Raw genomic sequence first — 25103 nt, 5'->3', positions numbered from 1 at the left:
CACATTTTACATATTCAACAATAACAGTTTTAAATGATAAAGAGAGGTAGAACATGGCTTATATTGAACCGAGTGAATTTGTCACTAAGATGGTCGATTCCGGTGAACAAAAAGTATATATGTCCACCAAGGACACGATTATCAGAGCATTTATGGCTGGTGCAATTTTAGGGCTAGCGGCTATTTTTGCCATTACTGTGACAATAAAAACTGGTAGCCCTTTAGTTGGAGCTGTATTGTTTCCGGTCGGCTTTATTATGCTGTATTTAATGAAGTTTGATTTACTTACCGGAGTATTTACCTTAGTGCCTTTGGCGTTAATCGATAAGCGACCAGGGGTGACTTTTAGTGGGGTAATGCGAAATTGGGGGCTCGTGTTTGTCGGCAACTTTGCCGGTGCCTTAACTACTGCTTTCTTTATGTCCTTTATTTTAACCTATGGCTACTCTGTTGATGGTGGTGCGATAGCCGCCAAAGTGAGCGCCATTGGTGAATCGAGAACTGTTGGTTACCAGGAACACGGCGCCGCTGGTTGGATGACGATTTTTATTCGTGGCATGTTATGTAACTGGATGGTGTCTATGGGCGTTGTCGGAGCCATGATTTCAACCTCTGCTGGTGCTAAAATGGCGGCAATGTGGATGCCGGTTATGTTGTTCTTTTTTATGGGTTTTGAACATTCGATTGTGAATATGTTCTTGTTTCCATTTTCGATGATCATGGGTGGGGACTTTACCGTGATGGATTACCTTATTTGGAATGAAATTCCTACCGCACTGGGTAATCTTGTCGGCGGCTTTATGCTAGTCGGCCTACCTTTATATTTAACTCATGTTCGGACTTCGCCTGAACGTCAATTATCTTAAGTATTAGTTGGTAAACAAATCTAAAAGCGTTGCCTATGTGTGCAACGCTTTTAGGTTTTATTGAAAGGGAAACAGCATGAGCCAAGCATTGGTTGTGAGTATCGGTGGCGCAACTGATAAAGGGGTAAAAACAGTTAATCAAGATGCGATTGGCTGGTTGCATCCTGAAGAGCCGCAGCTAAGTACTAAAGGGGTGGCTTTAGCCATTGCTGACGGTATAAGTTCAAGTAAGGTGAGCCAAATTGCCAGCGAAGCGGCGGTGTCGAGTTTTTTGGCCGATTATTACTGCACAAGTGAGTCATGGTCTGTAAAGCGCTCTGGGCGAGCAGTGATCAAGTCGATAAATTATTGGTTATGCGCTCAAACGCGTAATAGCCCTTATCGATTTAACAAAGACAAAGGTTATGTATGTACTTTCAGTGGGTTAGTTTTTAAATCAAACACGGCGCATATTTTTCATTGCGGTGATAGTCGGGTTTATCGATTGCATGGAAATGCCTTAGAGCAATTGACTACGGATCATCGCCGTGTGGTGTCATCTGAGGTAAGTTATTTAAGTCGTGCTTTAGGGATTGACCAACTTTGTGATATTGATTATCACAGTTATGGTATTGAGCAAGATGATGTTTTTCTGTTGTCTACTGATGGTTTACATGAGTTTGTTAGTGGTAAGGATATTTATAATGCCATACAAAACTCTACGCATTTAGAACAAGCTGCAAAGTGTATTATTAAGCAAGCGATTGATAATGGCAGTGATGATAACCTTAGCGTTCAACTTGCGCGTATTGAGCAACTTCCTTCTTATCAATTAAATGAAATCCACCAACTGACCCAATTACCCCTGCCAACCAATATTGGCCCTAGAATGCAGTTAGATGGTTTTGAAATATTGCGTCAAATCTATATTAGTAGCCGCAGCCATGTTTATCTTGCCCGTGATCTTGAAACCCAGAAAACCGTGGTGATTAAAACGCCTTCAACTGAGATGCGCAGCGATCCACAATACCTTGAGCGTTTTATGCTGGAAGAATGGATTGCTAAACGAATGAATAACCCCCATGTAGCCAAAGCGATACCATTAACTCGTAAGCGTAGTTATTTGTATTTAGTTGTGGAATATATTGAAGGGGTGTCATTGCACCAATGGATGGCCGATAACCCTAATCCTAACCTTGAGCAAGTGCGAATGATTGTTGAGCAAATTGCCAAAGGCTTGCAGGCTTTTCATCGTCAAGACATGCTTCATCAAGATTTACGGCCAAATAACATTATGATTGATCATACTAATACGGTGAAAATTATCGATTTTGGTTCAGTATTTATTGCTGGTGTTACTGATATTAAAAACGAAGAAAGTGTCCGGGGGACTATTCGATATTCTGCTCCTGAACATTTTTTAGGGCAACAAGGAACCGTGCAATCGGACTTATATTCATTGGCCGTCATAACTTATCAAATGTTATCGACAAAGTTTCCCTATAGCGCAGCAATAGCGCAAGCTTCAACCCCTGTTAAACAACGCCGTTTAGTCTACAACTCGATTTTATTGTCCTCGCCACATGTTCCGCCCTGGATTGATGAAACCTTAAAAAAAGCCTTGAGTATTCATCCGCAAAAACGCTATGCCACATTATCTGAGTTTATTGCCGATTTATGTAAACCTAACCAAGCTTACATACAAAAGACTAAACCCCCTTTAATGCAACGTAACCCTGTTCAATTTTGGCAGGGGGTCAGTATTATTTTGTTGATTATTGTTGTTATTCAAGCGATGAATTAGTTGGAATCGATAACATTGATTCATCGTGTTATGTGAATCCTCTAATCGCATCGTTTAACAATAAAATAGTGCCATAACAAGCAAGGATATGCTTTTAAAGCAGAATCTTCTGCGCAGATTTACTGGGGTGGTTTATTTCTCTTATTTATCTTGTTAATTAATTGTTAACAGTGTTCCGCTGTGCTACTTTTTACTGAGTTACGCGTAATAACCTTGCCATAGCAAGTGGGTTTATTAATAGCGACAGGCCACCATCAAAAAAGAGAACAATTATGAAATTATCAACCCTTACAAATGCAATGCTGGCAATTTCTCTTTCAGCCGGTATTTCATCACATGCAACAGCAGAACGCTTTGTTATTCAAGTCGATCATCAACATCAAGGTGTAGTTAAAGCGCTAGCGAAGCAGCTGGGTGGGCAAGTCCATGTTGATGGTGAAGGATTTATTGCGGCTACATTTTTAGGAAAAGACTTACAGCAAGTTAAAGGGTTACTGAATAATCCGCATGTTAAGTTGGTTGAGGTTGATCAACCGCGTCAGTTAATGTCAGCCTTCGCTGATAGCAGTGGTAATCCAATGGTTGAGCAGGTGACGCCTTATGCTGTGGTTCAATCTAATGCCGATAAAGTGACGTTTAATCCAAATGCTGGTATCAAGGTGTGTATTATCGATTCCGGATTAGATCGCAGTAATGCTGATTTTGATTGGAATCGTATTGACGGAGATGACGATTCTGGTACTGGCCGTTGGGATGTAAATGGTGGTCCTCATGGCACTCATGTTGCTGGCACCATTGCTGCAGCAGATAACAATATGGGCGTTATCGGCATGGCGCCGGGTGTCGATTTACATATTATCAAAGTGTTTAATGCCGAGGGCTGGGGTTATTCTTCTGACTTAGCGCATGCTGCTAATTTGTGTAGCGCCGCTGGGGCAAATATTATCAGTATGAGCTTAGGTGGTGGTGGCAGTAACTCCACAGAATCTAATGCATTTAAAGCCTTTACCGATGCGGGAGGTTTAGTGGTTGCTGCAGCGGGTAATGATGGTAACAGTGTGCGTTCCTATCCGGCAGGTTATCCATCGGTAATGATGGTTGGTGCTAATGACGCTGACAATAATATTGCTGATTTTTCTCAGTTCCCAAGTTGTACCACAGGAAAAGGACCACGAGCGACCACAGATGAAACCATTTGTGTTGAAGTGACAGCGGGAGGGGTTGATACTTTATCGACTTATCCTGCTGGAATGGCTACTGCCGCAACTTTAACTGCAGATGGTGGCTTTATTAGCTCATCTTCGATGGAGAATTCTGGCAGTGTGTCAGGCACAGCTTATTATATGGGGACGGCTGAAACGCTTGATGGTGGTGCCAATGGTAATGTGTGTGTTATTGACCGTGGGGTAATTTCTTTCCATGACAAAGTGGCTAATTGTGAAGCGTCCGGAGGCATAGGTGCTGTCATTATTAATAATGTTGCTGGCATGCTTTATGGCACGTTAGGTGAACCCAATTCCACAACCATTCCTGCTGTAGGGGCTGCGTTTGAAGATGGTAGTGTTTTACGTTCAGCAGCGAATATAAGTATTAATATTGGCACATCTGACTATGGCTTTATGAGCGGTACGTCAATGGCAACCCCCGCTGTATCTGGAATCGCTGCGTTAGTATGGTCAAATCACAGTGAGTGCACAGGTACGGAAATACGAGATGCGTTAAAAGCCACGGCAAAAACAGGGCCTAATGGTAAAGATGACTATTTTGGTTATGGCATTGTTGATGCACAAGCTGCGGATGCTTATTTAACGGCTAATGGTTGTGAAGGTGGTGTTACGCCACCGCCTTCCGGAGGGGATATTACCCTTAGTCTTGCTGGTGTTAAGGTTAAACGAGATAAATTTGTTGAGTTATCATTTGCTGGTTTAACGAGTACTAACGTGGATGTGTATCGCGACAATAATTTTTTAGTCACCACGGAAAATGATGGAGTTTATCTTGATGCGTTGAGTGCTAAATCTGCGTTAACTTATACTTATAAAGTGTGTGAGGCCGGCACGTCGACGTGCAGTGCTGAGCAGTCGATTACTTTTTAAAACCATAATTTATTTCGTTTAAGCGTATTATGCTGAGTTAACTAAAAGCCAGGAAACTGGCTTTTTTATTGTCATTTATCCGCGTGTGACCATCGTTTATATGACATTAATTCTTATTGCTAGCTATACTAATAAAGTCTTAGCTGAAAATAATAAAAAGGTAGTATATGAAATTTTCAAAATCAGTAATCTGCTTAGCATTACTAAGCACCTTAACAGCTTGTGGTGGCAGTGATGATTCAAAGCCTGCACCTGAAATGGGCGTTTTTAGTTTAGGGGTGTCAGATAACCCAGCCGACGCCCAAATTGTCAACATTGCTTTTAAGCAAGTCGTATTAAAACCCACTAATGGCTCTCCTTCACTGTCTTTTGATGTGTCTGAAAATGGTGAACTCAAGCATGTAGATCTATTGACAGTACAAGGCCAAGATACCGAAACCTTAGTTCCTAGCGAATCTGTTCTTGTAGGTGAATACCAGATGTGTATTTATATGCAAAACAGTTTAGTGGCAGATACCAATAGCTCATATGTTCAAACCCTTGATGGGGTTGATGCAGGCCTAGTCACCAATAGCAACGGCAGTTGTGGTGGGGAAGGTGCAGAAGAGGACGGTACTGGGCGATTATTCTTTAATAAGGCCTTTACCATAGCTGCCGGTACGAATAGTTTTGTTGCAGAATTTAATCTTGCCAAAGGCTTACAAGCACCTAAAGGTGGTAAAAGTTATTGGACCTTAAAGCCGACCTCAGTGCAATTGGTTAATGAAGCTGAAGTGGGAGCGATTAGTGGCCAAATTAGTGATAGCGTGATGTCAGCATGTGAAGTCGCAGCGGGTGGCTCAGAATTTAGTCCTGCTGTATATCTGTACCCAAGCGATACCATATTGGCCAATATGGCTGATTTTCGGGAAACCGATTTGGTTGAGCCACTAGTTGCGCCTATTGCTTCTGCTCGGGTTAATCCAATTGTTGATGAGAGTGAGACAGTTACAGGCTATGAGTATGAGTTTGGTTTTGTTAGTGCCGCCAGTTACAGTTTAGGTTATACCTGTGTAGCTAATAGGGATGATCCTGATTTGGTTAATACACCCGATGATGAACTTGAACCGTTTTTTATTCATGTTGATGAGCAAGCGGTTGAGGTCACAGAGGGGAATACGACTGAGCGTCACTTTCCGTTAGATTTTGCACCAGCGAGTTAACGTTTGAGATGTTGATGAAATACCCCTGCTAATTAACGGATTAGCAGGGGAAATATTAAAAAGCCTAAGACTCGTTTTAGGCTTTTTTGCTTATCCAGCTCGACATAGGTTTAGCCGTTAAACCATGGGCAATTAAGCTTAAAAATACCGTACAGAAAACGGTCATGGCAATGAAGTTTCCGTGAGGTAAGTTGTGATCAAGCATAATGACAACAAACACGATAGAGGCTAAGCCTCTAGGACCAAACCAACCTAAAAACAACTTAGCTGGCAAAGCCTCTCCGGTACGCTCCAAACATAATAAAATGGGCAGCATTCTAACGATGGTTAAACTTAATAGGGCATAAATTACCATTTGCCAGGTGAATTCGTGCCAAGCATCACCAATGACGATTGCCCCAAATAACATCCATGTGAGTAATGCCATGATTTCACCTAGCCCCTCGGTTGGTAGAATGATTTTATGTTTGTGCTCTTTGAGCAAGTGTCCAAATAACAAGCCACCAGAAAAAGCGGCTATGTAGCCACTGCCTTCCATTTCTTGCGCAATAGCAAAGCAAGCAAACGCGATACACAGCACAATATTTTGACTCCAAGCATCGGTTATCCAACCTTTTCGATGACTAAACTTAAGGAGTTTGGCGGCCATAAAGCTAATGCTTAACCCCACCATCAGGCCTATCCCTAACTCTTCAACTAGGTATGACATTGCTAGCTTAGGAATGTCACTATCGGCGACATTTCCTGCAGCAAGGGCTAAAAATACGAATAAAATGGGAACAGATAACCCATCATTTAAGCCACTTTCAATGTTTAAGCCTTCTCTTAAGCGGGCGGGTACAATGGTGCTGGATACTACGGCTTTGCCTAATGCCGCATCGGTTGCTGCTAGCATTGCTGCCATTGCGGCAATTTCAAATAAGCTAAGGTTTGGGAACAACAAGTAACCTGTAAAAAAACCGAGTATGACGGCACCTGGCAGCCCATAAAGCAACATGCGGGTTGGTATATTGATATGGCGTTTTAACACAGTTAAATTACTATTTGAGGCATCGCAAAACAGCACAATTGCCAGTGTTAAATCAGCAAATATGCGTAAGCCATTTACGCCTATATCATTTCCTAACCAGCCAATATTTGATGGGCCAAGAATAAAGCCTAATACTACAAATATCATGGGCCCGGAGATCATTGACTTTTCTACCTTGCCCGCAATTAGACTATAGCCGAAAGCCAAAACAGCTAATATTGCTAGCTCAAAATACATTGTATTGTTCCATTTATGTCAGGTAGTAAATATACAAATAAACCCAGATGACTCTGGGTTTATCGGATGCAATATAACGATATTATTTAAGGCATGGTCTTTTGCCAAAGTGTCTTACTTAATACTTTATCATAGCCATTTTGATATAAGGCCTGCATGTATTGTTGATCAAACATTTGTTTAGTCGCCTTTTGTGCATCAAATTCATGATCAATGTACGTAAATGATAAGTCGTATTGATTTAGTTCACTAAAATAAAGCATACGGTATAAATCGCCACGGGTTTGTTGCACCAACATGGTTTTCAAGCTACGGCCTAATAATTCAGTTCCTTTGTCTTTTAAAGGGGCATAAGGGATTTTAAGGACACCGTTGCGAATAACATGAATGTTTGGTTTTTGCTGTTTACCAAGGGCTTTATTGACTAAGCTGTAATTAAAATTACCTGGGTCAACAAACATTTGCGTGTTCATCCCACCATCAACGTGTAATTCTTCTTTGACTTCACCATTGACTTCTACCTGAATAAACTGTGGTGGAAATACGCCTGGTATAGAAGAACTTGCCGCTAATATTTGGTGGATCAAGTGGTTTTTATTAGGTAAATCACTGGCAGCAATAGCGCCCACATTCCAAACCACTAATTCACCAGAATCAAATTGAGTGGTACCAATAAATAATCTCCGGCCATTGTTATGCTGTTGACCAATTTGCTCGATCATCTCTGCATTATAAAGCTGCTCCACCAATTCGAATAAATTATTACCGTTGGTAAAAGCATCTTTAATAAGGGTATTTAAAAAATTCTTGCTACCTAAAATGGCCTTGTCATTTATACCCAGCATGGCTTCTTTTAAGCGTGGAATGTGCTCTCCACCCACAAAGGCAAATGGTGCAATCATTGATCCTGCACTAATTCCTGTGACAATTGAGTATTCAGGTAGTTGATTTGTATCATAAAGTGCATTAATTACCCCTGTACCGTAAGCGCCATTGGCACCACCACCAGACAAAACGAGAATATTTAAACGCTCGCCAGCACTTACAAGTGGGGTTGTGTTTGTGGCCGCATCAAATAAAAAGGCGGGCTGCTCATCTCCCCAAAAACGGTAGGGCTCGTCTGCTTTATTGGTTATGGGGGCGACTTGAGCACTTTTGTAATTATCTTCATCAACACGTAAATCAAGTTCGTGGTGGGTGCTACAGGCGGTAATAAATAAAGTAATAAACATGAACTTGGCCAAGTTATTAAATTTCTTCATTAAGTTATCTCCAGCTAAAAAATTTTAAATTAGATAAAGCTCACGACTTAAATACTTTAAATACGTGTTTATATGGTCATGTTAACGCTAGGTGTGTTGGTTGTTAAATCGCATTTGATGGATTAACCCCACACTTTATATAAATTAGCAGAAAATTTGAGTGTTTTTAGATGATTTGAAATGTTGAATGATGCAATTCAATTATCTTGGCTCAATTAATTTTCATCTGTAGATATTAGTTGATAGTAGTTGATTTTACAGTCAATAAATTACATTTTATTTTTATCCTTAAAACTAAATTTTTATTAAGCAGTATGATTATTCCGTCACGTTATTTTGATGGAAACAATCCTACATAAGAGATTAATCAGAATAATAATTAGTGGTTACTATACTTCCTATTCACAAGCTCGATACAAGGCTGAGCTTCAGTTTTTTACATTAGTCAGCATTATCCAATTGGCTGAAGTTTAAGTTTTAATACAAATGGAGTAATTTTATGACCACCTTTTACCGTTCAACTATCGCTGTGCTCATCTCGTTATCACTTGCAGCATGTGGCAGTAGTGATGATAAGAAGGCTCCAGTAGAACCAGAGATCCCTGTTGTTGAGCCGTTACCTCCAGAGCAAATCACAGTTCAAATTGGTGATAGCACAGTAAAAGCACTAAAAGAGTCTGTGGTCATCAATAACCTTGAAGGTGAGCGAACTCGTGTTGAACTTGAAGCATTTAAAGGTATTCCTTACGCGACGGCTGCACGATTTGAGCACAGTGCGCTTGCCGACATCACTGAGCTAACCGATACCACAGCGTTTGGTGATGCTTGTCCTCAATTAGCATTAACCAAGCAATCTCAATCTGAAGATTGTCTGAATCTTAATATTTGGCGCCCAGAAAATACCGTAGCATCAGCAGATTTACCTGTTTATGTGTTTATTCACGGTGGCGATTTTGAATTTGGTTCTGGGGCTGATCCTGTGGTTCAAGCTGACAATGTTGTTGCCCAAGGAGCTAATGATGGTCAGCCTTTTATTGCGGTAAGTTTCAATTATCGCCTAGGTATTTTAGGTAGCTATTGGCTGGATGGTTCAAAAAAACCACAAGGGGGTAACTTTGGTTTAGGCGATCAAAAGCGTGCTCTTGAGTGGGTGCACAACAATATTAGCGCTTTTGGTGGTGACCCAGCCAAAGTGACGCTTATTGGCCAAGGTGCGGGGGCGATGTCTGTTGGTATTTTGCAGCAAACAGAAACCGATGAGGTTATCAGTGGTGAATACTTTCAGCGCGCTATTATGCAATCAAACCCTTATGGTTTTGATTATAAATCTTATAACCAAGCCAAAACCTATCAAAGTAAGTTACAAGCATACGGTGATGAGTTATTTGGCAATTCTGCTGGTGTTTCACTCAATGAATTAACTCTTGAGCAAATTATGCAAGTGCAAGAAAAAGCGCTTAATCCATTAACCAAAATTGGCGCATGGTCAGGTCTTGATTGTATTGATCTTGATAATTTAGTGGGCAGCGGCTTGTGTTTTACTTCAAAATTAAGTGCAGAAATAACGCCACTTTCTAATATCCGGCCTTTTGCCCCTTATATGGACTATCGTCCCAGAGGTGGGATTTTTGAACCAGAAGTCAGTGGGTATCATTTAAAAGCGCAGCCAGCATTAACCGAGCTCAATGTACCAACTGTACTAGGGTTTAACACAAATGACTCCAGAACCGTGGCTTTCTTACCAAGCTTAACGTCACTGATCCCCACTATCATTGAGTTAATTAAGGAGCAAAATAATGCCCCAGAAGATCCTGATGCTGCAGCGGCTGATATTGAGGCTTGGTTAGCATCACAAGATAACTTGGAATTAGTAAAACAAGAGTTAATGGCGTTGACGGCTGACGATGTTGAAGCACAAATTGAGTTAGGTGATATTTTACCTAGCAGTGCTTATGACGCCATTACTCGATTTTTCTTTGGCTTAGGTAATAGTCAGTTGATTGATGATGTATTTGCATTAACCGATTTCTTTCCCAATTCAGAAAATGAATTAACAGGCGCTACCGGCAATATGGCGCAATTTAATTTGTTAACCAATGACATGTTATATAGCGGCCCAGCACGTGTAAAAGCCAAGCAAACTAGTGATATGGCAACCCAATCAGTCACTTTATATAACTTTGATTACCAACCAAGCTTTAATGTGTGGAGCACAAGTAATGATGCTACCAGCATAGATCTTATGGCAATGATTAAGTCGATTAGTTGTTTGGGGAAAATTTGTGATGGTGCTGAGTTACCGTTTGTATTTAATAAGCCTTACACAGTAACCTGCAACAAAATTAACCCAAGTGATGCAGATATTGCTTTGATGGATAAGCTATCGCGTTTATGGTTTAGTGATGCGTTGTTTGATAATTATCAGTTTAATACCGCTGATGACAACGTGTTGGTGGTTAATGGTGAAACCATTCAGCTTGAAACGGATTGGGATAAAAGAAAGCAAGCTGGTGTTGACCCTGAATTAAGAGGTGGTCGCTTATCGGGGCTAGAAAACTTAGGCTTAATACTAGGCTACTTTGATTAAGTTAATTATTTTCAGCGTTAAACGACGGCTAACAAATGCTAGCCGTCGTTATACTCCCTCATAATTGTAAGGAAGATAATGATTTTTCATACTTTTAGTAAATGGCTAACAGCCACATTTTTGGCAACTTCTATTTTAGTATTGACAGGCTGTGCTGCATCCTATCCAGACGTGGAGGCAGACTTTGAAGCTGACTACAGCACGCCAAAATACCCGGCACAAGTGTATTTGATCCCTGCGGCTAACGAAGCGGTTGCACGTCGAATTCAACTTGTTCAGCAGGCGAAAACCTTTATTGATATGACCTACTTTTCATGGAATAAAGACACCTCAGGTTTAATGCTGTTTGCTGAAATTAAAGCTGCGGCAGACAGAGGAGTGAACGTCAGAATTACTCTTGACGATTTATTGGTGTTTAATGAAAAGTGGATGGCTGAATTAGCACATCATCAAAATATTGATATTCGCATTTTTAACCCTTTTAATTCACGAAGTATGGGGTGGATAGGGCGAGCAATGGATTTTCAAATTCATCAAGCACAACTCGATAATCGTCTACATGAGAAATACTTCAATGCAGATGGCCATACTATGATATTAGGTGGCAGAAACATTGGAGACGATTATTTTGGGTATAGCACAGATGCTAACTTTTTTGATTTTGATGTGATGTTTAAGGGGGAGGTTATTACAGCCTTTGAAAGTAATTTCAATGTGTTATGGGGCTCCAAGCATTTAGTGCCAATTGAAATGTTAGTCGAAGTAAAGCAGGCTGGAGAATATAGTGTATTTGATGCCACTTATGAAGAACAGGTTGGCGAGCAACCTGATGTGTTTAATGCCATTAGCAATAAGGTTAGCAGTTTATCGGCGATAAACTACACGCCCGCTTTGGTGATGCCGGTATTTGATTCTTTAGCTAAAATGCAAGACAGTAAGCCCTATTTTAGACGCCGAGTAGAAAATATTATGCGCGAGCCGATAAATAATGCAAAAAAAGCATTAATTTCAACGCCATATTTAATTCCTACTGATGGTAAATTTGCGGTTCTTGAAACATTAACAGCACATAATGCAGAGGTTACTGTTATCACTAACTCATCGGCATCAAATGACTCTGGTTTTATTCCGGCTTATTTTGAAAAGCATCGCCCAGTATTGTTAGATATGGGCATTAATCTTTATGAGTACAAAGCTGGCGCGATTCATGATGATCATTTTTATCATGCTGATACGTATTTCCATAACAAAACCTTTGTGTTTGATGATTTGTATTCTTATATTGGCTCATCAAATTTTGATCCGCGCTCTGACTTTATTAATATCGAATTTGGGGTATTAATTAAAAGCCCTGAATTTGCAAAGACTTTAGAGAGTTATTTGCTTAGCCATAAAGATGATCTTTATTGGCATGTTACCAAGCAAGCTGATGGCAGTATTCAATGGCAATCAGGTGATGAGGTATACGATGCTTCACCTGGCTATAGTAGATGGCATAAGCTTCCTGATTGGTTTATCAGGACGTTAAATATCGAATATGAGCTGTAAATATTCTGCCTTCTTCACAGCCACAAATGACGCATTAAGCATTTGTGGTTGTGTTCTAGCTTTAGCCTAGTCATCTCCAACCCTAAGGTTACCTCATTTGAACTTGATTTTTGCCGTCATTGATTATGATTATCGGCATTGTATCCTGCGCTTTATCACTCATCTTTATTCTCAAAAATACTAGCTTCAAAAAAGTGCGTGACGCTCAACTTTGCGCAATTTTGGTGCAAGCTGCAATTACCATATCACTCTAAAGCCTATGGCTTGGTATTTGCTGGTTTGGAGCAATCTTTGCTTTGTTGTTTGTGTACTTCAATCTGAATGATTTAATCGTCAAGTGTTGAGCTGACTCAATCAGTGTCATCGGCGTAGATATCACATCAGAACAAGTGGCTAATAACATTTAAAAAAGGAGGCCGATGTATGAGTGCTACCTTATACCATCAAGCTTATATTGCTTTAATTTCGACACTTATTGTTATTGGCTTATTCATCGGCTGGGTAAAATATCAGCAGCGGAAACAACTTACCAAACAATTAGCGGGTATCGCATTAATTAAAGGTCTTAAAAAACTGATTGTGTTGTTGCAAAAGCATCGCGGGATCACTGCTGGCATTGTCAGTGGTGATAAAAGTATGCAACTTTTACTGGGTGATGTGAGGAGTACGATTCGTCAACAAATGAATGATTTGCAATTAGTGTCAGGCTTGATACAGCATGAACGTTGGTTGATTTTTTTGGAGCACTGGCAAAAACTGCAGCCAAAATCATTGATAATATCAGTGGATAACGCTTATAAGCAGCACACGCTAATGATATCTAATCTACTGTTTTTAATAGAGGATAAATCGAATGAACACTTATTGAGTGCTGATTATTTATCTGATTTCCCCCACATTGATTTAGTTTGGCGAGAGCTATTGCATGCCGCTGAATGTATCGGACAGGCAAGGGCGTTAGGGACCTCGGCAGCCGCAGCCAATCATTGCACAAGCTTGGTTCAAGTGAGGCTTAATTTTTTATATCAGAAAATTGAAAACTCACAATTGCTCATTTTTGAGCGGGTTGCGCAATCTCGCTATACCCTTGATATGGCGTTGCAATCACAGTTGGGTGAGGCACAAGAGCGTGTAAGTGATTTAACTCGCATGATTAAACAACACATATTAACGCAAGCAAAGATAGTGATCCCGCCACAAGCTTTTTATGACTTAGCGAGCGATGCTTTAGACGCATTTATAGCCGTTTTTGATGCTCAGGTGGCGAGGTTAGAACAGACGCTTAAGGTTAAACAATAGCTTATTGTTGCAGTTTGGCGGCATCTAATAGAGGTTGGCACTTGGGATTCACAAATACCCCAACGTCTGCTTCTAATAAGCTGCTATCTGAAAATTGAAATTGAGCTTGCTCTGCTAGGGGGAGTGAGTCTAGGTAAGCATTTTTTTGGCTACTAAACACTAAATCAACTCGTTCATATGAGAGCATTTTTAACCCTTGCTCAATAGAGCTTACGGGGACAATGGTTAATCCTGCTTGAGTTAATAAATTATGGAGCATGCCTTTTTGGCGATAACGTAAAACAGCGACAGATTGCCCTTTTAGCTCAGTAAGATCTGACCATAAAAAGGGAGCATCTTGCTTTACACGGTAAAACCCTAAGTTTACCTTCTCAGGGCTGAGTTTAATAAATGAATAAGCTTTGGGGTCTGCAGGAGGATAAAAACTTAAACACCAATCGCCCTCAGCAATGGTTTGCTGTGCTCTTGCGGATGGTAAAATCTGTGGTTGAATTGTGAGTTGGTATTGTTCTTTAAAGTAATCTCTTAGCTGAACAAAGTTAATACCATTATCGGGTTCATGTGTGGTGGTAAAAGGGGGGAATTCAACCGCTATAACGTCAATGCTTTTGGCATGCAATTGACTAATTGAGATAACAAAATAACTAAATAGCATTAATAAACGGGCGATTGGCATAATGCTTCCTCTAGTTAGTTATTGAACCTTAAGCTAGTTTTGATGTGAATTCTATTTCAACTCCTATGACGATGTTAGTGTAGTGCAGACCAATGATTAAATCTAATAACGGCCTATTCGCTATGGCATTAGGTGTACAGTTTGTAACTAATTAGTGTGTAACTAATTAGACTTAAAACTGTCAGACTCAATTTGAGTTGAGGTCATCGAGACTCTTTATTTCGAGAACCCGTGAGCTTGGCATGGATGCCAAGCTAGCTTTCGTTAGGCCACGGTCACTCTTTGGTATCTCTACCACGGTGACATTTGTAAATCCATTTACTTCAGACGCCTATCGGAAGCGTTAGGGGGATTTTGTATTACCTGACAATGACCGAAGTTAGCAACAAGCGAAGTTAAAAGCTGAAGACATCCCCATCGAAAAAATGCGTTTTTCAGCATTTTTCGTCTGGGGCGCTGAGGGTTCCAAAGGGCTTCTTTTGTAAAAAAAGCGTGCGTTTTGCCCCTTTGCTCTGGAGTTGGCGAAGCGCCACGAGGTTTGGGGCGGCAGGGCCTAATTCTTACATCAAAAGTAAAGAGGGTATTGCTGTTGAAACTCTTTTGGCTGGTGCAGGATGGAATCTTGCTATGTTAATCCAAACGGAGTTTGGAAAAACTTATCTACATAGCCTAATGCGATGAGCTTGCTGCTTTCTCAAAAAAATAAATAATTCCCAATATTACAAATAGTTGAATTAACATGTTTAAAGATGTATCTATTGTGTAAGTTGGCGTTAAGTGTAATGCGCCCATAGTAAACATAACTAAGTAATTTCCACCTAGCACCTTATACAGAGCACGTTGAGGGGCTGAGCATATTTTCCAAAGCGCAAATATATTAATGAAGTAAAAAGCCACTAGCTGCCAGAGTTCTGTAAAGTACGGCATAATAAATATAAACTGAAGCATATAAAATGCACTTAAAATAAGCGTGGTTAATACAACATGCTTTAATAATCCCTTAGGCATTGTGATTATTGTGATAGGCAAAATAGCGGCTAATAATGGAAACATAATTCCTTCATTAATAGGGACATAAATCCATAAAATTAAGCCAGTTGCGCTTGTTATCATAACCATAGCAGCATCAATTAAGCGGTTTTTTAATGGTACTTGAACGATAAGTTTATTTAACTCATGCCACTGGCGGCTGATGGGGAGGCCACAGTTTGTGACTCATCGCTTTTAACTGCCAATTTAAGTATGGTGAGCTGTTGTGTAATTTGTGCTAAATCAGTTTCACGTTTAGTTAAGTCAGTTTGAGTATTAGTCAGTTGATCAGCAATTTCAGTTAATTTTAGTGTTATTTCATAGCTTGATATTGTAATCGTTCGCCATTTTTCGAGTTGATGCTTCAGTTGATGGCTACCGTTAAGAGGAAGATCAAGTATTGTCTTCATTTTAGCGATTTGAGGAATAACCTGCTGGAGTTCATCACTGATTTTTAAGACATCTTCTGCACTCATTTTTTGGCTTAATTGGCTTGCTTTTTCTTCCAGGCAATTAAGTATCTTGTTCTGTAGAGCAAAAAAATGACCTTGAGTCGTGTCTGGCCAAATTAAGCCAAATACTAACGAATAAACAATCACACCTAAAAAGGTTTCTTGTAATCGAAGTATGATTAAATTAATCGAGGAGATATCATCAAACGCACCCATAGCACAAACCAGAGCGCAAACATAAAATGAAATTCTAACTGTATAGCCATACCTTTGATTAAAAGACATAAAGGTCGCCAGACCAGCGAACAATATCAAAGTGGTGAGAAATAAAAATCGCTCTTGGGCAAAAAAACTCACCAAAACCACAGCTGCAAAAGCGCCTGCCATAGTACCGGCTAAGCGATCTGAGGCAAGCTTAATTGAATGGCCATAAGTTTCATTGGCAGACATTGCTATAATAGTGATGGCTGACCACCAAGGTTTTTCCCAACCCAGAAGAAAAGTCAACGAAATAGCTATGGTTAAACTAAGCCCTATCTTGATAGCTTCTTTAGTTGAATGCAGCAGCATCTTTTTTACCTATAGCTTAATGGTTAGCTGTTTTTTCAATCTTGACTGATGCCGTTGTGCCAACTCGCAATTGGATATTCTCAGGTAAGCTTTCTAATTTAAACTTGACCGGAATACGTTGAGCTAAACGAATCCATTGAAAATTGGGGTTAACGTTTGGTAATAACGTATTGCCAGTACTGCCATCGCTTTTAGCAATACCGTAACCGATACTGTCTACTTTGGCATGCAGTGGAGCATCTGGGTACATCATTAATGTGACTAAGGCGTTATCGCCACTTTCTACACCTTGTAAATCAGTCTCTTTGAAAAAGCCTTCTATCCAAAAGCTATTTTCATCAATCAGTGCCACAAGTGGGTTATTCGCCACAACTTGTGCGCCTTCACGTAGGTTTAGGTTGGTGATAAAGCCATCTGTGGGTGCATAAATTTTAGTAAATGCCAGGTTTAATTGTGCTTCTTCGGTCACAGCTTTTGCTGAGGCTAGATTGGCTTTGGCGGTTTGTACTGCATTGTCAAAGTTGTTTAAATCTAACACTGAAACCGTGCCCTGCTTGCGTTTTTCAAGTTCAGTTGCACGATTATTCTCGTTTACTGCTTTATCCAGCATAGCTTGGGCTTGCTGTTGTTTTGCAAGGGCATTATCTAATGCAACTTGATACAGGCTAGGATCAATTTCAAACAATAAATCGCCTTTGGTGACACGGCTATTATCATCAATATTAATATTGACTACCGGGCCTGTGACGCGTGGGGTGATTTGAATAATATGCGCACGCACTTGACCGTCACGGGTCCATGGGTTTTCAGTGTAATGTTGGTATTGAGTATAAATACCTACTGCAGCAATGATGGCAATAATCGTCGTGATAATGTATCGAAACATGTCAACATGTCCTATTAGATAATGTTTGTGTTACGGCGTAAAAGTATGTTTTTAGAGGTTATTGATTTTGGTTTTGGCTGTTATTGAGCTCATCCATAATTCAAGTAAACGCAATAAACCGACCTAATACAACCGTGAAAATGGCGACTAGACTCAGTTCAACGATTGCAGGTGCTGCAAACCATTTGTACCAGCCCAATTTGGTTGCAATCTGGGTAACCATTAGCATTAAAAGGTATGCAAGGGTTACGACAGCTAGAAGTGGAGGCCCGTAAATTTCTCCAAAAGCTATTTCATGAGGCATCGTATTTACCATCTATTCATTAATGAGTTTTTCAAAAGTATGGGTGCTGATAAGGCTGTAATCGTAAGTCAAAACTTAAATAGTTTTATTTGATTTAATCATTCTAGTAGAGAAATAGATTTATTGATTATCGCATTTGATGTATTCAGCCCTACATAACGAATAAATACCATGTCCCTTATTGTAAGCTTCTGATTAATAATTTCTTTTTTGGGTCTGTGTGGTGGCACTCTAGCGAAGCGTAATGATGTGTTTGATCATTAATTATAATGATAATATTGGACTGATTTGTCATTATGTTCTTGCTATTAATACTGTTTATTATATTGATATCAGATACACTTACTTTGTTGTGGGTCAGTTGTATGTTTAAAGCTGGACTGGTTTGTCATTTATTGTTTGGGAGTTAACAAATGAACTTTAGTTTGGAGCAACTGCGTAGCTTTGTTGCGGTTTATGAGCAACGCTCGTTTAGTAAAGCTGCGGTGAAACTGGAAAAGCACCGAACAACTATTGGACAAGTCATTACCAATTTGGAAGATCAGGTCGCTGTACAACTTTTTGAGCGAATTGGTAGAAGCGTAGAGCCCACAACTGATGGGACATTACTTTACCACTACGCCAAGCAGGCTGTTGAGCAAGCTCATACGTTTGATCAAGTTGCGTTAAGTTTGTCATATGGCCAATTAGAATCGATTAATATTGCTTATTGTAGCTTCATACCCCATAGCGTTTTGGCACATATCCGTAAAAATTTACAAGTTCAATTTCCACTGATGAAAGTCAATTTTTTTGTTAGGACTAAAGAAGAAGTTGAAGATGGCATAAAAGATGGCACTATTCACTTTGCCATTGTTAATAGCTACAAAAGTATTGCCATTAAAAGTATCGACGCGACATTTTTTCGCAATGTGCGCTTTAGTATTTTTGTGAGTAGAAATGACCCTTTAGCAAGTTTGCCGTCTGATTTAACTTTTGGAGCGCTAAGGTCTGGCCGACAATTGGTACTAGCATCGTTGATTGAAGACGATATCGCTGAAAAAGTAATTTTGTCTGCCGAGTATGAAGTCATCGATCAGTTATCATTGATTATAAAGTTTTTGCAACAAGGTTTAGGTTGGTCAATCTTACCTCAGGTAATCAAATCTTCTGAATACGTATCAGAGAATTTGGTTGAAATAACCTGTGATGAAATGCGTGAACATTTTCAAATTCCAATTGCCTTGTGGTGTAAACCATCAAAGCAATCGCAAGTGATTAAGAAAAGTATTATTGATTCTATCTTTGATTTTTTAGAAAACACTAAGTGATGGCTATCATAGACAGTGTTAAAGGATGCTTCGGCATCCTTTTTTTTAGCTTCATCTTTTTGCCAGAGGCGGCACTATAAGCTGATAGCTGCATTTGGGTTTAGTGATGTTTGTATGATGAGATCCATCTTATGCGATTAATTAAATACTTTTATTGCCGTTAAGCTTGGCGATTAACCGTATCAGGTTATCACCATGACTTATTAATTTTTAGTCTGTGATGATAAGTATGAACCTATTTGCTTTGATGTGAATTAAGTCGTCTGGATATAAGGTTCATTTGTGGGGGATCTATCATTGTCTGTGTTATTTCGAGTGGTTAACCTGCCTTTAAAGATTAGGCATCACTTTAGTTTTTTTCGACGAATTTTACCTAAAAAACGCGCGAGTGTTCAAACGGTTATCGATAAAATAGAACATATCAGCCATCATCTTGATGACTCGGCTGAGCATACTGCTGTTGCAAATAAAACCAAAGTTGAGCAGCCTCATCATCATTAGCAATAAGCTATCGATAATATTGGCTATGTTTCTGGCTGGAGTTTTATGATGATCTTTTCAGTATAATTTGTTGGTTTGCGAATATCGTCATTCAGACAAGAAGATGGGTGAGATATACTTGTTAGTCGTTAATGCAGAATAGTTGCTTTGATATAGCTGATAATTAATGAGAATATTTTATGAAAGGTGTCATTTCCATTCAATCCCATGTTGTTTATGGCCATGCTGGTAATAGCTCAGCTGTATTTCCATTACAGCGAATGGGATTAGAAGTTTGGCCGATTCATACGGTACAGTTTTCAAATCATACCCAATACCCACAAGGTTGGACAGGACGTGCCTTTTCAGCTGACGATATTAACCAGCTTATCAATGGGATCAGCCAAATTGGCAAGCTGGAAGATTGTTTTGCGGTGTTATCTGGTTATCAAGGCAGTGCAGAGCAATGCCAAGCCATTATTCAAACAGTTAATAAAGTAAAAGCTGCTAATCCTGCTGCAATTTATGTATGCGATCCCGTGATGGGTGACCCTGAAAAAGGTTGTATTTTAGCTGAGGGCATTACAGAACAATTGATTAATAATGTGATGCCGCTTGCTGATGTGATTGTGCCTAATCAGTTTGAACTGAGCGAATTTACTCGCATGCCAATTACTAATCTTGAGCAGGCCAAGGCAGCTTGCCAAAAAGCTCGTGAACTTGGGCCCAATATAGTATTGGTAAAACACTTACATAGTCTTGCAGATGAGACATTTTCAATGATGTTAGCAACAGAGCAGGGTTGTTTTTTAATTCAACGACCTCAGTTGGAATTTAACAAACAACCTGTGGGCGTTGGCGATTTAATTTCGGCACTATTTACCGCAGGGTTAGTTAAAGGTGTTGAACCATTAGCGGCTTTTGAGCATGCTACTAATGCTAGTTATGGAGTGTTAAAAGTGACTCAAGCCGCACAACAGTGGGAATTACAAACCATTGCCGCGCAGCAAGAATTGGTTACGCCAACTGAGTGTTTTAAAGCGGTATTAGTGTAACTTTACTGGTTCAATTTGCTGTAGGTGCTCAAGGTTAAAACTAAGCTAAATCTAAGCGAAAAATAAGCTCAAGCAAGCGCACAATAACACCACGCTGACATACATCTGCGCGGTGTTTTATTGTCGAGTGCAATGACCATTATCAACATATATCAAATTGCTTTATATCGTTTTTTATGTTTTTTTGCTCATTACTAGGTCAATGTCCGCAGCACTGTGGCGTTTAGGTACTTGCTCCCATTCTTCACCCCAAGAACGGTTAACTATTACCCCACGTTTTACTGCTTCACGTTGGGCTATCTCTTTTGCCCAACGTACCACATGCGTATAGCTAGCTACATCTAAAAACTCAGCCGCATCATAGCCATTATTGATAATTAAGTTACCGTACCATGGCCAAATGGCAATATCGGCAATGGTATATTCATCACCTGCGATATATTTATGATTAGCTAATTGCTTATCAAGCACGTCTAACTGACGCTTGGCTTCCATGGCAAACCGGTTTATTGGATATTCAAATTTCTCAGGGGCATAAGCATAAAAATGACCGAAACCACCCCCGAGATAGGGCGCTGAACCTTGTAACCAGAATAGCCAGTTCATTGCCTCAGTGCGTTTTGCGATATCTTTGGGTAAAAAGTGGCCAAACTTTTCTGCTAAGTAGAGTAAAATTGCCCCTGACTCAAAGACGCGGATTGGTGTGTCGCCTGAGCGATCGAGTAACGCTGGGATTTTAGAATTAGGGTTTATCTCAACAAAGCCAGAAGAAAACTGCTCACCATCACCAATGTTGATGATATAGGCATCATATTCCGCTGCGCTGATCCCAAGAGCAAGTAACTCTTCTAGTAATATGGTGACCTTTTGGCCATTCGGTGTCGCTAACGAGTGTAATTGTAATGGATGCGTGCCGACATCTAGCACCTTTTCATATCTAGCACCTGCTGTAGGGCGGTTGATATTGGCAAATTTGCCACCATTTTCACCGTCCATTACCCATACTTTTGGCGGGATATATTGGTTTGTCATGTTAATTTCCTTATTGGGTTAATTGTTTTAGCCTGTGTGGTAATTATACCAATCGTAATAAATAACTGATCACCCTAGCTTGTTAAAACACTTGATAACAGCGTTAGATTTTTGATTGTAGAATAACTACTTATCGAAAACATCAGCCTTGTTCTCAAGCGTTTTTTCTACGCTATTTTTGATCACTTACTTATCGTGATTGGTATTAGATAAAATATGCAGCCATTTGCTCAAATTAATAGCCCATAATGACAATTAATTTATGCTTAGGTTTGAAGCTAACAAAAATGCCAGTACTTAACTGGCATTTGTTTAATGGTATTTATAAATATTTTGGACCGTTTAATTAAAGGTTACCAAATACGTACGCGCTCATCTTCAGCAAGATAGAGCTTGTCACCCGGTTTGACATCAAAGGCTTTGTACCAAGCGTCATGGTTGCGTGGTGCTAAAGCACGGTAGCGTCCTGGAGAGTGAGTACCGCCACGAAGTTGATTGAGCATGCTTTCTTCGGTGCGCTTTTCTTTCCACACTTGAGCCCAAGCCAGGAAGAAACGCTGATCACCGGTTGTGCCATCAATGATAGGCGCTTCTTTACCGTTTAAGCTGAGTTGATAAGCATGGTAAGCCATGGCTAAACCGCCGACATCACCAATGTTTTCACCTAGGCTATTACGGCCATTTACGAAGTTATCAGGTAGTGGCTCATATAAACTGTATTGCTCAACAAGTTTTTGCGTTCTGGCTTCAAAGGCAGCGCGATCAGCGTCAGTCCACCAGTTTTGTTGAATGCCATTCGCATCGGATTTTGAGCCTTGATCATCAAAACCATGGCCCATTTCATGCCCAATGACTGCACCAATGCCTCCGTAGTTTACGGCTGGGTCGGCATTAGGATCAAAAAATGGCGGCTGTAAAATGGCGGCTGGGAAAACGATTTCGTTAAATGAGCTGTTGTAATAAGCATTCACATATTGTGGTGTCATGCCCCAACGATTGCGGTCGGTTTTTTGCAGTTCTTTTGCCACACTATCAGCATGGAAGAACTGACGTAGATTGGCGATATTACCCACTAAATCGTTATTGGATAATTGAACGCCATCAAACTCTTGCCATACATCGGGATAACCAATTTTAGGCGTGAATGCGGCAAGTTTAGCTCTTGCGTTCACTTTGGTTTCTTCGCTCATCCAGTCCAAACCATCGATGCGTTGACCTAATGCGGTACGTAAGTTTTCAACCAGTACTGACATTTGTTGCTTAGATGATTCAGGGAAATAGCGAGCAACATACACTTTACCAATGGCAAAACCCAGTGATTGTGTGTCTGACATTTCGGTTACTGCACGTTTCCAGCGCGGGCGTGGCTCTTGCTGACCATTTAAGGTTTTGCCGTAAAATTCAAAGTTGGTTTCGAAAATATCTTCCGATAAATAATCAGCATTGCCTTTGATCGTGTGGTAAGTCAGATAATCTTGCCACACATTAAGAGGCTGGCTATTCACTAGCTCAATCATTGCCTTAATCGGTTCGGGTTGAGACATATTCAATTGCGGTACTTGGTAGCCTGTTTGGGCAAAAAATAAGTCCCAATTAAAATCTGGGTAGGCTTGGGCTAATTCAGTACGCTTGATTTGATTTAAGGTTAAATCGCGATCGCGGCGCTTTTCACGTGGCCAGTGGCCTTGGGCGATTTTAGTTTCTAAATCAACAATGGCTTGTGCGCGTGCTTGACCATCTTTAATGCCCGCAAAAGCTAACATTTGCGCAATGTGCTCAACGTAGGCGGTACGAATATTAACGAAGCGTTCGCTATCTTCAAGATAGTATGAACGGTCTGGTAAGCCTAAGCCGCCAGCACCAAGTGACATTTCATATTGATTTGGGTCTAAGCGGTTAAACCACATTCCTCCCCAAATTGGCGAGGTGGTTCCTGTTAACCATGCTGAACCAAAAATTTTAGTTAAATCATCGGTAGAACTCGCTTGAGCTATGCTGTCTAAAGTGCTTTGGATAGGTTTGATGCCTAATTTGTTAATGGTTGAGACATCCATGTATGACTGATAAAAATCAGCAATGAGTTGTTCATCAGCATTGAGGTTTGAACGGCTAGTAATGTCGTCAATAATCTCTTTTACTTGCACTTCACTACGCTCTGCTAATGCGGTAAAAGCACCATAGCGGGTTTTATCTGCTGGCATTTCAAAATTGTCATACCAAGTGCCACTGGCATACATGAAAAAGTCATCGCCAGGTTTTATGTTTTCATTGCGAGCGGTTAAATCGATTCCAAAATTGCCTAACTCAGCCTTAGCCGCTGGGGCGGTTATCGTGGTGTTCGCATCAGCATTGTTTACATCTGATGAGCCGCAAGCTGATAAGAAAGTGGATGCCATCGCGATGGCGATTAAAGACTTTTTCATTGTTGTTTGCTTCCTTAGCGATTGCTTCATTCAATTATGAAGTGGGTAAAAGTAGTGCTGCTTTTGAGTTTTTAATTTATTCCGCTCTTATAGTCTAAGATTGACAGTAAATGTCAAATATACAATTGTTAGCAAAAGTTGACACTTCTACGTATTGAGAAGATTTTTGGCTCAAATGGAGTTGTTAGTCGCGTGTATTTCAACGCCAAGGCGATGGCATTAATTATCTTTAGATTGCCGATTTGCTAAGCGCTGCTAGCATCCTTGCAGGTTGTGCAGGTTGTGCAGGTTGTGCAGGTTGTGCAGGTTGTGCAGGTTGTGCAGGTTGGCCTAGAGCTGAGTGGTCTAATATTGAATATTAAAGCGAGCAAAACGAGTGAGTGCTCTGATCATCGGGGCTTTGCTTTTTCTGTCGATAAAAAGTTGTTTTTGGGTCGAGAATTTTTTGAAGTGATTAATGTCTTCAGCAATATGCACAGGTCGACATTTAAACTCTTTGGCCAAAGCTACTAGGGTTTTTTCATCAAATGAAAATGATTGCTCCATTTTATTTGAGATATCATTTTTTCTGGCTGCTTTTAGCATCGACTTTTGATAATTATGGCTTTTAATGAGATCTTTAACGCGTTGTTTATGATACTGCCAAGTTTCCTTATTCGATAAGGTTTTCATATCACTAACGATATCATTTTTTGTACAGTTAAATTTAGTGGCTAGTTGGTCGATGGCGGCTTGACTGGTAATGTCAAAGCTTTGTATTGCTAGATAAAAAAGATAGTCACGGCGATTATTGGTTTTTTCAATTAATTCATCATCGACGCTTAAATCGATGTTTGCTTGAGTTTCTGTTTTTTCAACTGACTCCAGCATTTCGGCAAGTGAGAAGGTTTCTGCCTCTACATCGGCATACACTTTGCTGTCGTTAACTCCAAACTTCATTGAGACCTACTTAATACAAGTGAACACTATATTGATT

20 protein-coding genes are annotated in these 25103 nt (G+C 40.1%); 10 read left to right on the top strand and 10 right to left on the bottom strand.

The annotated features are described in order from the left end of the window. Positions 1 to 53: 53 nt before the first annotated feature. The 4 genes from HBH39_RS14860 (at position 54) to HBH39_RS14845 (ending at position 5947) form a co-directional block, all read left to right on the top strand. The gene (locus HBH39_RS14860) at positions 54 to 866 is read left to right on the top strand and encodes a formate/nitrite transporter family protein (RefSeq protein WP_167679465.1); all 813 of its coding nucleotides are present in this window, start codon (positions 54 to 56) and stop codon (positions 864 to 866) included. Between the two features lie 76 nt (positions 867 to 942). Then, positions 943 to 2649: a bifunctional protein-serine/threonine kinase/phosphatase gene (locus HBH39_RS14855; RefSeq protein ID WP_167679464.1), complete on the top strand. Its 1707-nt coding sequence runs from the start codon at positions 943 to 945 to the stop codon at positions 2647 to 2649. A gap of 272 nt (positions 2650 to 2921) precedes the next feature. After that, the gene (locus HBH39_RS14850; protein WP_167679463.1) at positions 2922 to 4745 is read left to right on the top strand and encodes a S8 family serine peptidase; all 1824 of its coding nucleotides are present in this window, start codon (positions 2922 to 2924) and stop codon (positions 4743 to 4745) included. Positions 4746 to 4912: 167 nt separating this feature from the next. Then, positions 4913 to 5947 (top strand): DUF4382 domain-containing protein, encoded by a 1035-nt coding sequence (locus tag HBH39_RS14845; RefSeq protein WP_167679462.1) that lies wholly within the window; start codon positions 4913 to 4915, stop codon positions 5945 to 5947. A gap of 76 nt (positions 5948 to 6023) precedes the next feature. On the opposite strand, the gene HBH39_RS14840 is transcribed toward HBH39_RS14845, so the two are convergent. Continuing rightward, positions 6024 to 7214, bottom strand: coding sequence for a cation:proton antiporter (locus tag HBH39_RS14840; protein WP_167679461.1), 1191 nt, complete (start codon positions 7212 to 7214; stop codon positions 6024 to 6026). An 86-nt stretch (positions 7215 to 7300) separates the two neighbouring features. Continuing rightward, positions 7301 to 8476, bottom strand: a complete 1176-nt coding sequence (locus tag HBH39_RS14835) for a patatin-like phospholipase family protein (protein WP_167679460.1) — start codon at positions 8474 to 8476, stop codon at positions 7301 to 7303. A gap of 499 nt (positions 8477 to 8975) precedes the next feature. Between HBH39_RS14835 and HBH39_RS14830 the strand changes: the two genes are divergently transcribed. From HBH39_RS14830 to HBH39_RS14820, 3 genes are all read left to right on the top strand, one after another. Then, positions 8976 to 11063 (top strand): carboxylesterase family protein, encoded by a 2088-nt coding sequence (locus HBH39_RS14830; RefSeq protein WP_167679459.1) that lies wholly within the window; start codon positions 8976 to 8978, stop codon positions 11061 to 11063. A gap of 78 nt (positions 11064 to 11141) precedes the next feature. Beyond that, on the top strand, positions 11142 to 12611 hold the full coding sequence (locus HBH39_RS14825) for a phospholipase D family protein (protein ID WP_167679458.1): 1470 nt from the start codon (positions 11142 to 11144) through the stop codon (positions 12609 to 12611). A gap of 423 nt (positions 12612 to 13034) precedes the next feature. Further along, positions 13035 to 13910 (top strand): hypothetical protein, encoded by an 876-nt coding sequence (locus HBH39_RS14820; protein ID WP_167679457.1) that lies wholly within the window; start codon positions 13035 to 13037, stop codon positions 13908 to 13910. 1 nt (position 13911) lies between these two features. Here HBH39_RS14820 and HBH39_RS14815 read toward each other — a convergent pair whose 3' ends face one another. From HBH39_RS14815 to HBH39_RS20140, 5 genes are all read right to left on the bottom strand, one after another. Further along, positions 13912 to 14586 (bottom strand): hypothetical protein, encoded by a 675-nt coding sequence (locus tag HBH39_RS14815; protein ID WP_167679456.1) that lies wholly within the window; start codon positions 14584 to 14586, stop codon positions 13912 to 13914. A 669-nt stretch (positions 14587 to 15255) separates the two neighbouring features. Next, complete coding sequence (locus HBH39_RS14810) at positions 15256 to 15699, bottom strand: hypothetical protein (protein ID WP_167679455.1); 444 nt, start codon at positions 15697 to 15699, stop codon at positions 15256 to 15258. Between the two features lie 56 nt (positions 15700 to 15755). Then, the gene (locus tag HBH39_RS14805; protein WP_167679454.1) at positions 15756 to 16637 is read right to left on the bottom strand and encodes an FUSC family protein; all 882 of its coding nucleotides are present in this window, start codon (positions 16635 to 16637) and stop codon (positions 15756 to 15758) included. Between the two features lie 16 nt (positions 16638 to 16653). Continuing rightward, positions 16654 to 17523: an efflux RND transporter periplasmic adaptor subunit gene (locus tag HBH39_RS14800; RefSeq protein WP_167679453.1), complete on the bottom strand. Its 870-nt coding sequence runs from the start codon at positions 17521 to 17523 to the stop codon at positions 16654 to 16656. 100 nt (positions 17524 to 17623) lie between these two features. After that, on the bottom strand, positions 17624 to 17827 hold the full coding sequence (locus HBH39_RS20140; RefSeq protein ID WP_208764168.1) for a DUF1656 domain-containing protein: 204 nt from the start codon (positions 17825 to 17827) through the stop codon (positions 17624 to 17626). A gap of 413 nt (positions 17828 to 18240) precedes the next feature. Between HBH39_RS20140 and HBH39_RS14790 the strand changes: the two genes are divergently transcribed. The 3 genes from HBH39_RS14790 to pdxY all read left to right on the top strand — a co-directional run bounded on the left by HBH39_RS14790 (position 18241) and on the right by pdxY (position 20672). Further along, positions 18241 to 19137: a LysR family transcriptional regulator gene (locus HBH39_RS14790; protein WP_167679451.1), complete on the top strand. Its 897-nt coding sequence runs from the start codon at positions 18241 to 18243 to the stop codon at positions 19135 to 19137. 282 nt (positions 19138 to 19419) lie between these two features. Next, the gene (locus tag HBH39_RS14785) at positions 19420 to 19638 is read left to right on the top strand and encodes a hypothetical protein (protein WP_167679450.1); all 219 of its coding nucleotides are present in this window, start codon (positions 19420 to 19422) and stop codon (positions 19636 to 19638) included. Positions 19639 to 19817: 179 nt separating this feature from the next. Further along, the gene (gene pdxY, locus HBH39_RS14780; RefSeq protein WP_167679449.1) at positions 19818 to 20672 is read left to right on the top strand and encodes a pyridoxal kinase PdxY; all 855 of its coding nucleotides are present in this window, start codon (positions 19818 to 19820) and stop codon (positions 20670 to 20672) included. 174 nt (positions 20673 to 20846) lie between these two features. On the opposite strand, the gene yghU is transcribed toward pdxY, so the two are convergent. The 3 genes from yghU to HBH39_RS14765 form a co-directional block, all read right to left on the bottom strand. Continuing rightward, positions 20847 to 21704 (bottom strand): glutathione-dependent disulfide-bond oxidoreductase, encoded by an 858-nt coding sequence (gene yghU / locus HBH39_RS14775; protein ID WP_167679448.1) that lies wholly within the window; start codon positions 21702 to 21704, stop codon positions 20847 to 20849. Positions 21705 to 22057: 353 nt separating this feature from the next. Then, entirely contained in the window at positions 22058 to 24127 is a 2070-nt protein-coding gene (locus HBH39_RS14770; protein WP_167679447.1) for a M13 family metallopeptidase, read from the bottom strand. 345 nt (positions 24128 to 24472) lie between these two features. Beyond that, positions 24473 to 25066 (bottom strand): hypothetical protein, encoded by a 594-nt coding sequence (locus HBH39_RS14765; RefSeq protein ID WP_167679446.1) that lies wholly within the window; start codon positions 25064 to 25066, stop codon positions 24473 to 24475. Between the last annotated feature and the right edge of the window lie 37 nt (positions 25067 to 25103).

Source organism: Shewanella aestuarii, assembly GCF_011765625.1.
Lineage (GTDB): Bacteria > Pseudomonadota > Gammaproteobacteria > Enterobacterales > Shewanellaceae > Shewanella > Shewanella aestuarii_A.
Note: the sequence above shows the minus strand (reverse complement) of the source record. Positions and strands in the feature narration are given on the sequence as shown.

What these genes read in the sequence shown, in the direction of transcription:
- HBH39_RS14860 (WP_167679465.1), top strand. Translation starts at nt 54, where the DNA reads ATGGCTTATATTGAACCGAGTGAATTTGTCACTAAGATGGTCGATTCC.
- HBH39_RS14855 (WP_167679464.1), top strand. Translation starts at nt 943, where the DNA reads ATGAGCCAAGCATTGGTTGTGAGTATCGGTGGCGCAACTGATAAAGGG.
- HBH39_RS14850 (WP_167679463.1), top strand. Translation starts at nt 2,922, where the DNA reads ATGAAATTATCAACCCTTACAAATGCAATGCTGGCAATTTCTCTTTCA.
- HBH39_RS14845 (WP_167679462.1), top strand. Translation starts at nt 4,913, where the DNA reads ATGAAATTTTCAAAATCAGTAATCTGCTTAGCATTACTAAGCACCTTA.
- HBH39_RS14840 (WP_167679461.1), bottom strand. Translation starts at nt 7,214, where the DNA reads ATGTATTTTGAGCTAGCAATATTAGCTGTTTTGGCTTTCGGCTATAGT.
- HBH39_RS14835 (WP_167679460.1), bottom strand. Translation starts at nt 8,476, where the DNA reads ATGAAGAAATTTAATAACTTGGCCAAGTTCATGTTTATTACTTTATTT.
- HBH39_RS14830 (WP_167679459.1), top strand. Translation starts at nt 8,976, where the DNA reads ATGACCACCTTTTACCGTTCAACTATCGCTGTGCTCATCTCGTTATCA.
- HBH39_RS14825 (WP_167679458.1), top strand. Translation starts at nt 11,142, where the DNA reads ATGATTTTTCATACTTTTAGTAAATGGCTAACAGCCACATTTTTGGCA.
- HBH39_RS14820 (WP_167679457.1), top strand. Translation starts at nt 13,035, where the DNA reads ATGAGTGCTACCTTATACCATCAAGCTTATATTGCTTTAATTTCGACA.
- HBH39_RS14815 (WP_167679456.1), bottom strand. Translation starts at nt 14,586, where the DNA reads ATGCCAATCGCCCGTTTATTAATGCTATTTAGTTATTTTGTTATCTCA.
- HBH39_RS14810 (WP_167679455.1), bottom strand. Translation starts at nt 15,699, where the DNA reads ATGATAACAAGCGCAACTGGCTTAATTTTATGGATTTATGTCCCTATT.
- HBH39_RS14805 (WP_167679454.1), bottom strand. Translation starts at nt 16,637, where the DNA reads ATGCTGCTGCATTCAACTAAAGAAGCTATCAAGATAGGGCTTAGTTTA.
- HBH39_RS14800 (WP_167679453.1), bottom strand. Translation starts at nt 17,523, where the DNA reads ATGTTTCGATACATTATCACGACGATTATTGCCATCATTGCTGCAGTA.
- HBH39_RS20140 (WP_208764168.1), bottom strand. Translation starts at nt 17,827, where the DNA reads ATGCCTCATGAAATAGCTTTTGGAGAAATTTACGGGCCTCCACTTCTA.
- HBH39_RS14790 (WP_167679451.1), top strand. Translation starts at nt 18,241, where the DNA reads ATGAACTTTAGTTTGGAGCAACTGCGTAGCTTTGTTGCGGTTTATGAG.
- pdxY (WP_167679449.1), top strand. Translation starts at nt 19,818, where the DNA reads ATGAAAGGTGTCATTTCCATTCAATCCCATGTTGTTTATGGCCATGCT.
- yghU (WP_167679448.1), bottom strand. Translation starts at nt 21,704, where the DNA reads ATGACAAACCAATATATCCCGCCAAAAGTATGGGTAATGGACGGTGAA.
- HBH39_RS14770 (WP_167679447.1), bottom strand. Translation starts at nt 24,127, where the DNA reads ATGAAAAAGTCTTTAATCGCCATCGCGATGGCATCCACTTTCTTATCA.
- HBH39_RS14765 (WP_167679446.1), bottom strand. Translation starts at nt 25,066, where the DNA reads ATGAAGTTTGGAGTTAACGACAGCAAAGTGTATGCCGATGTAGAGGCA.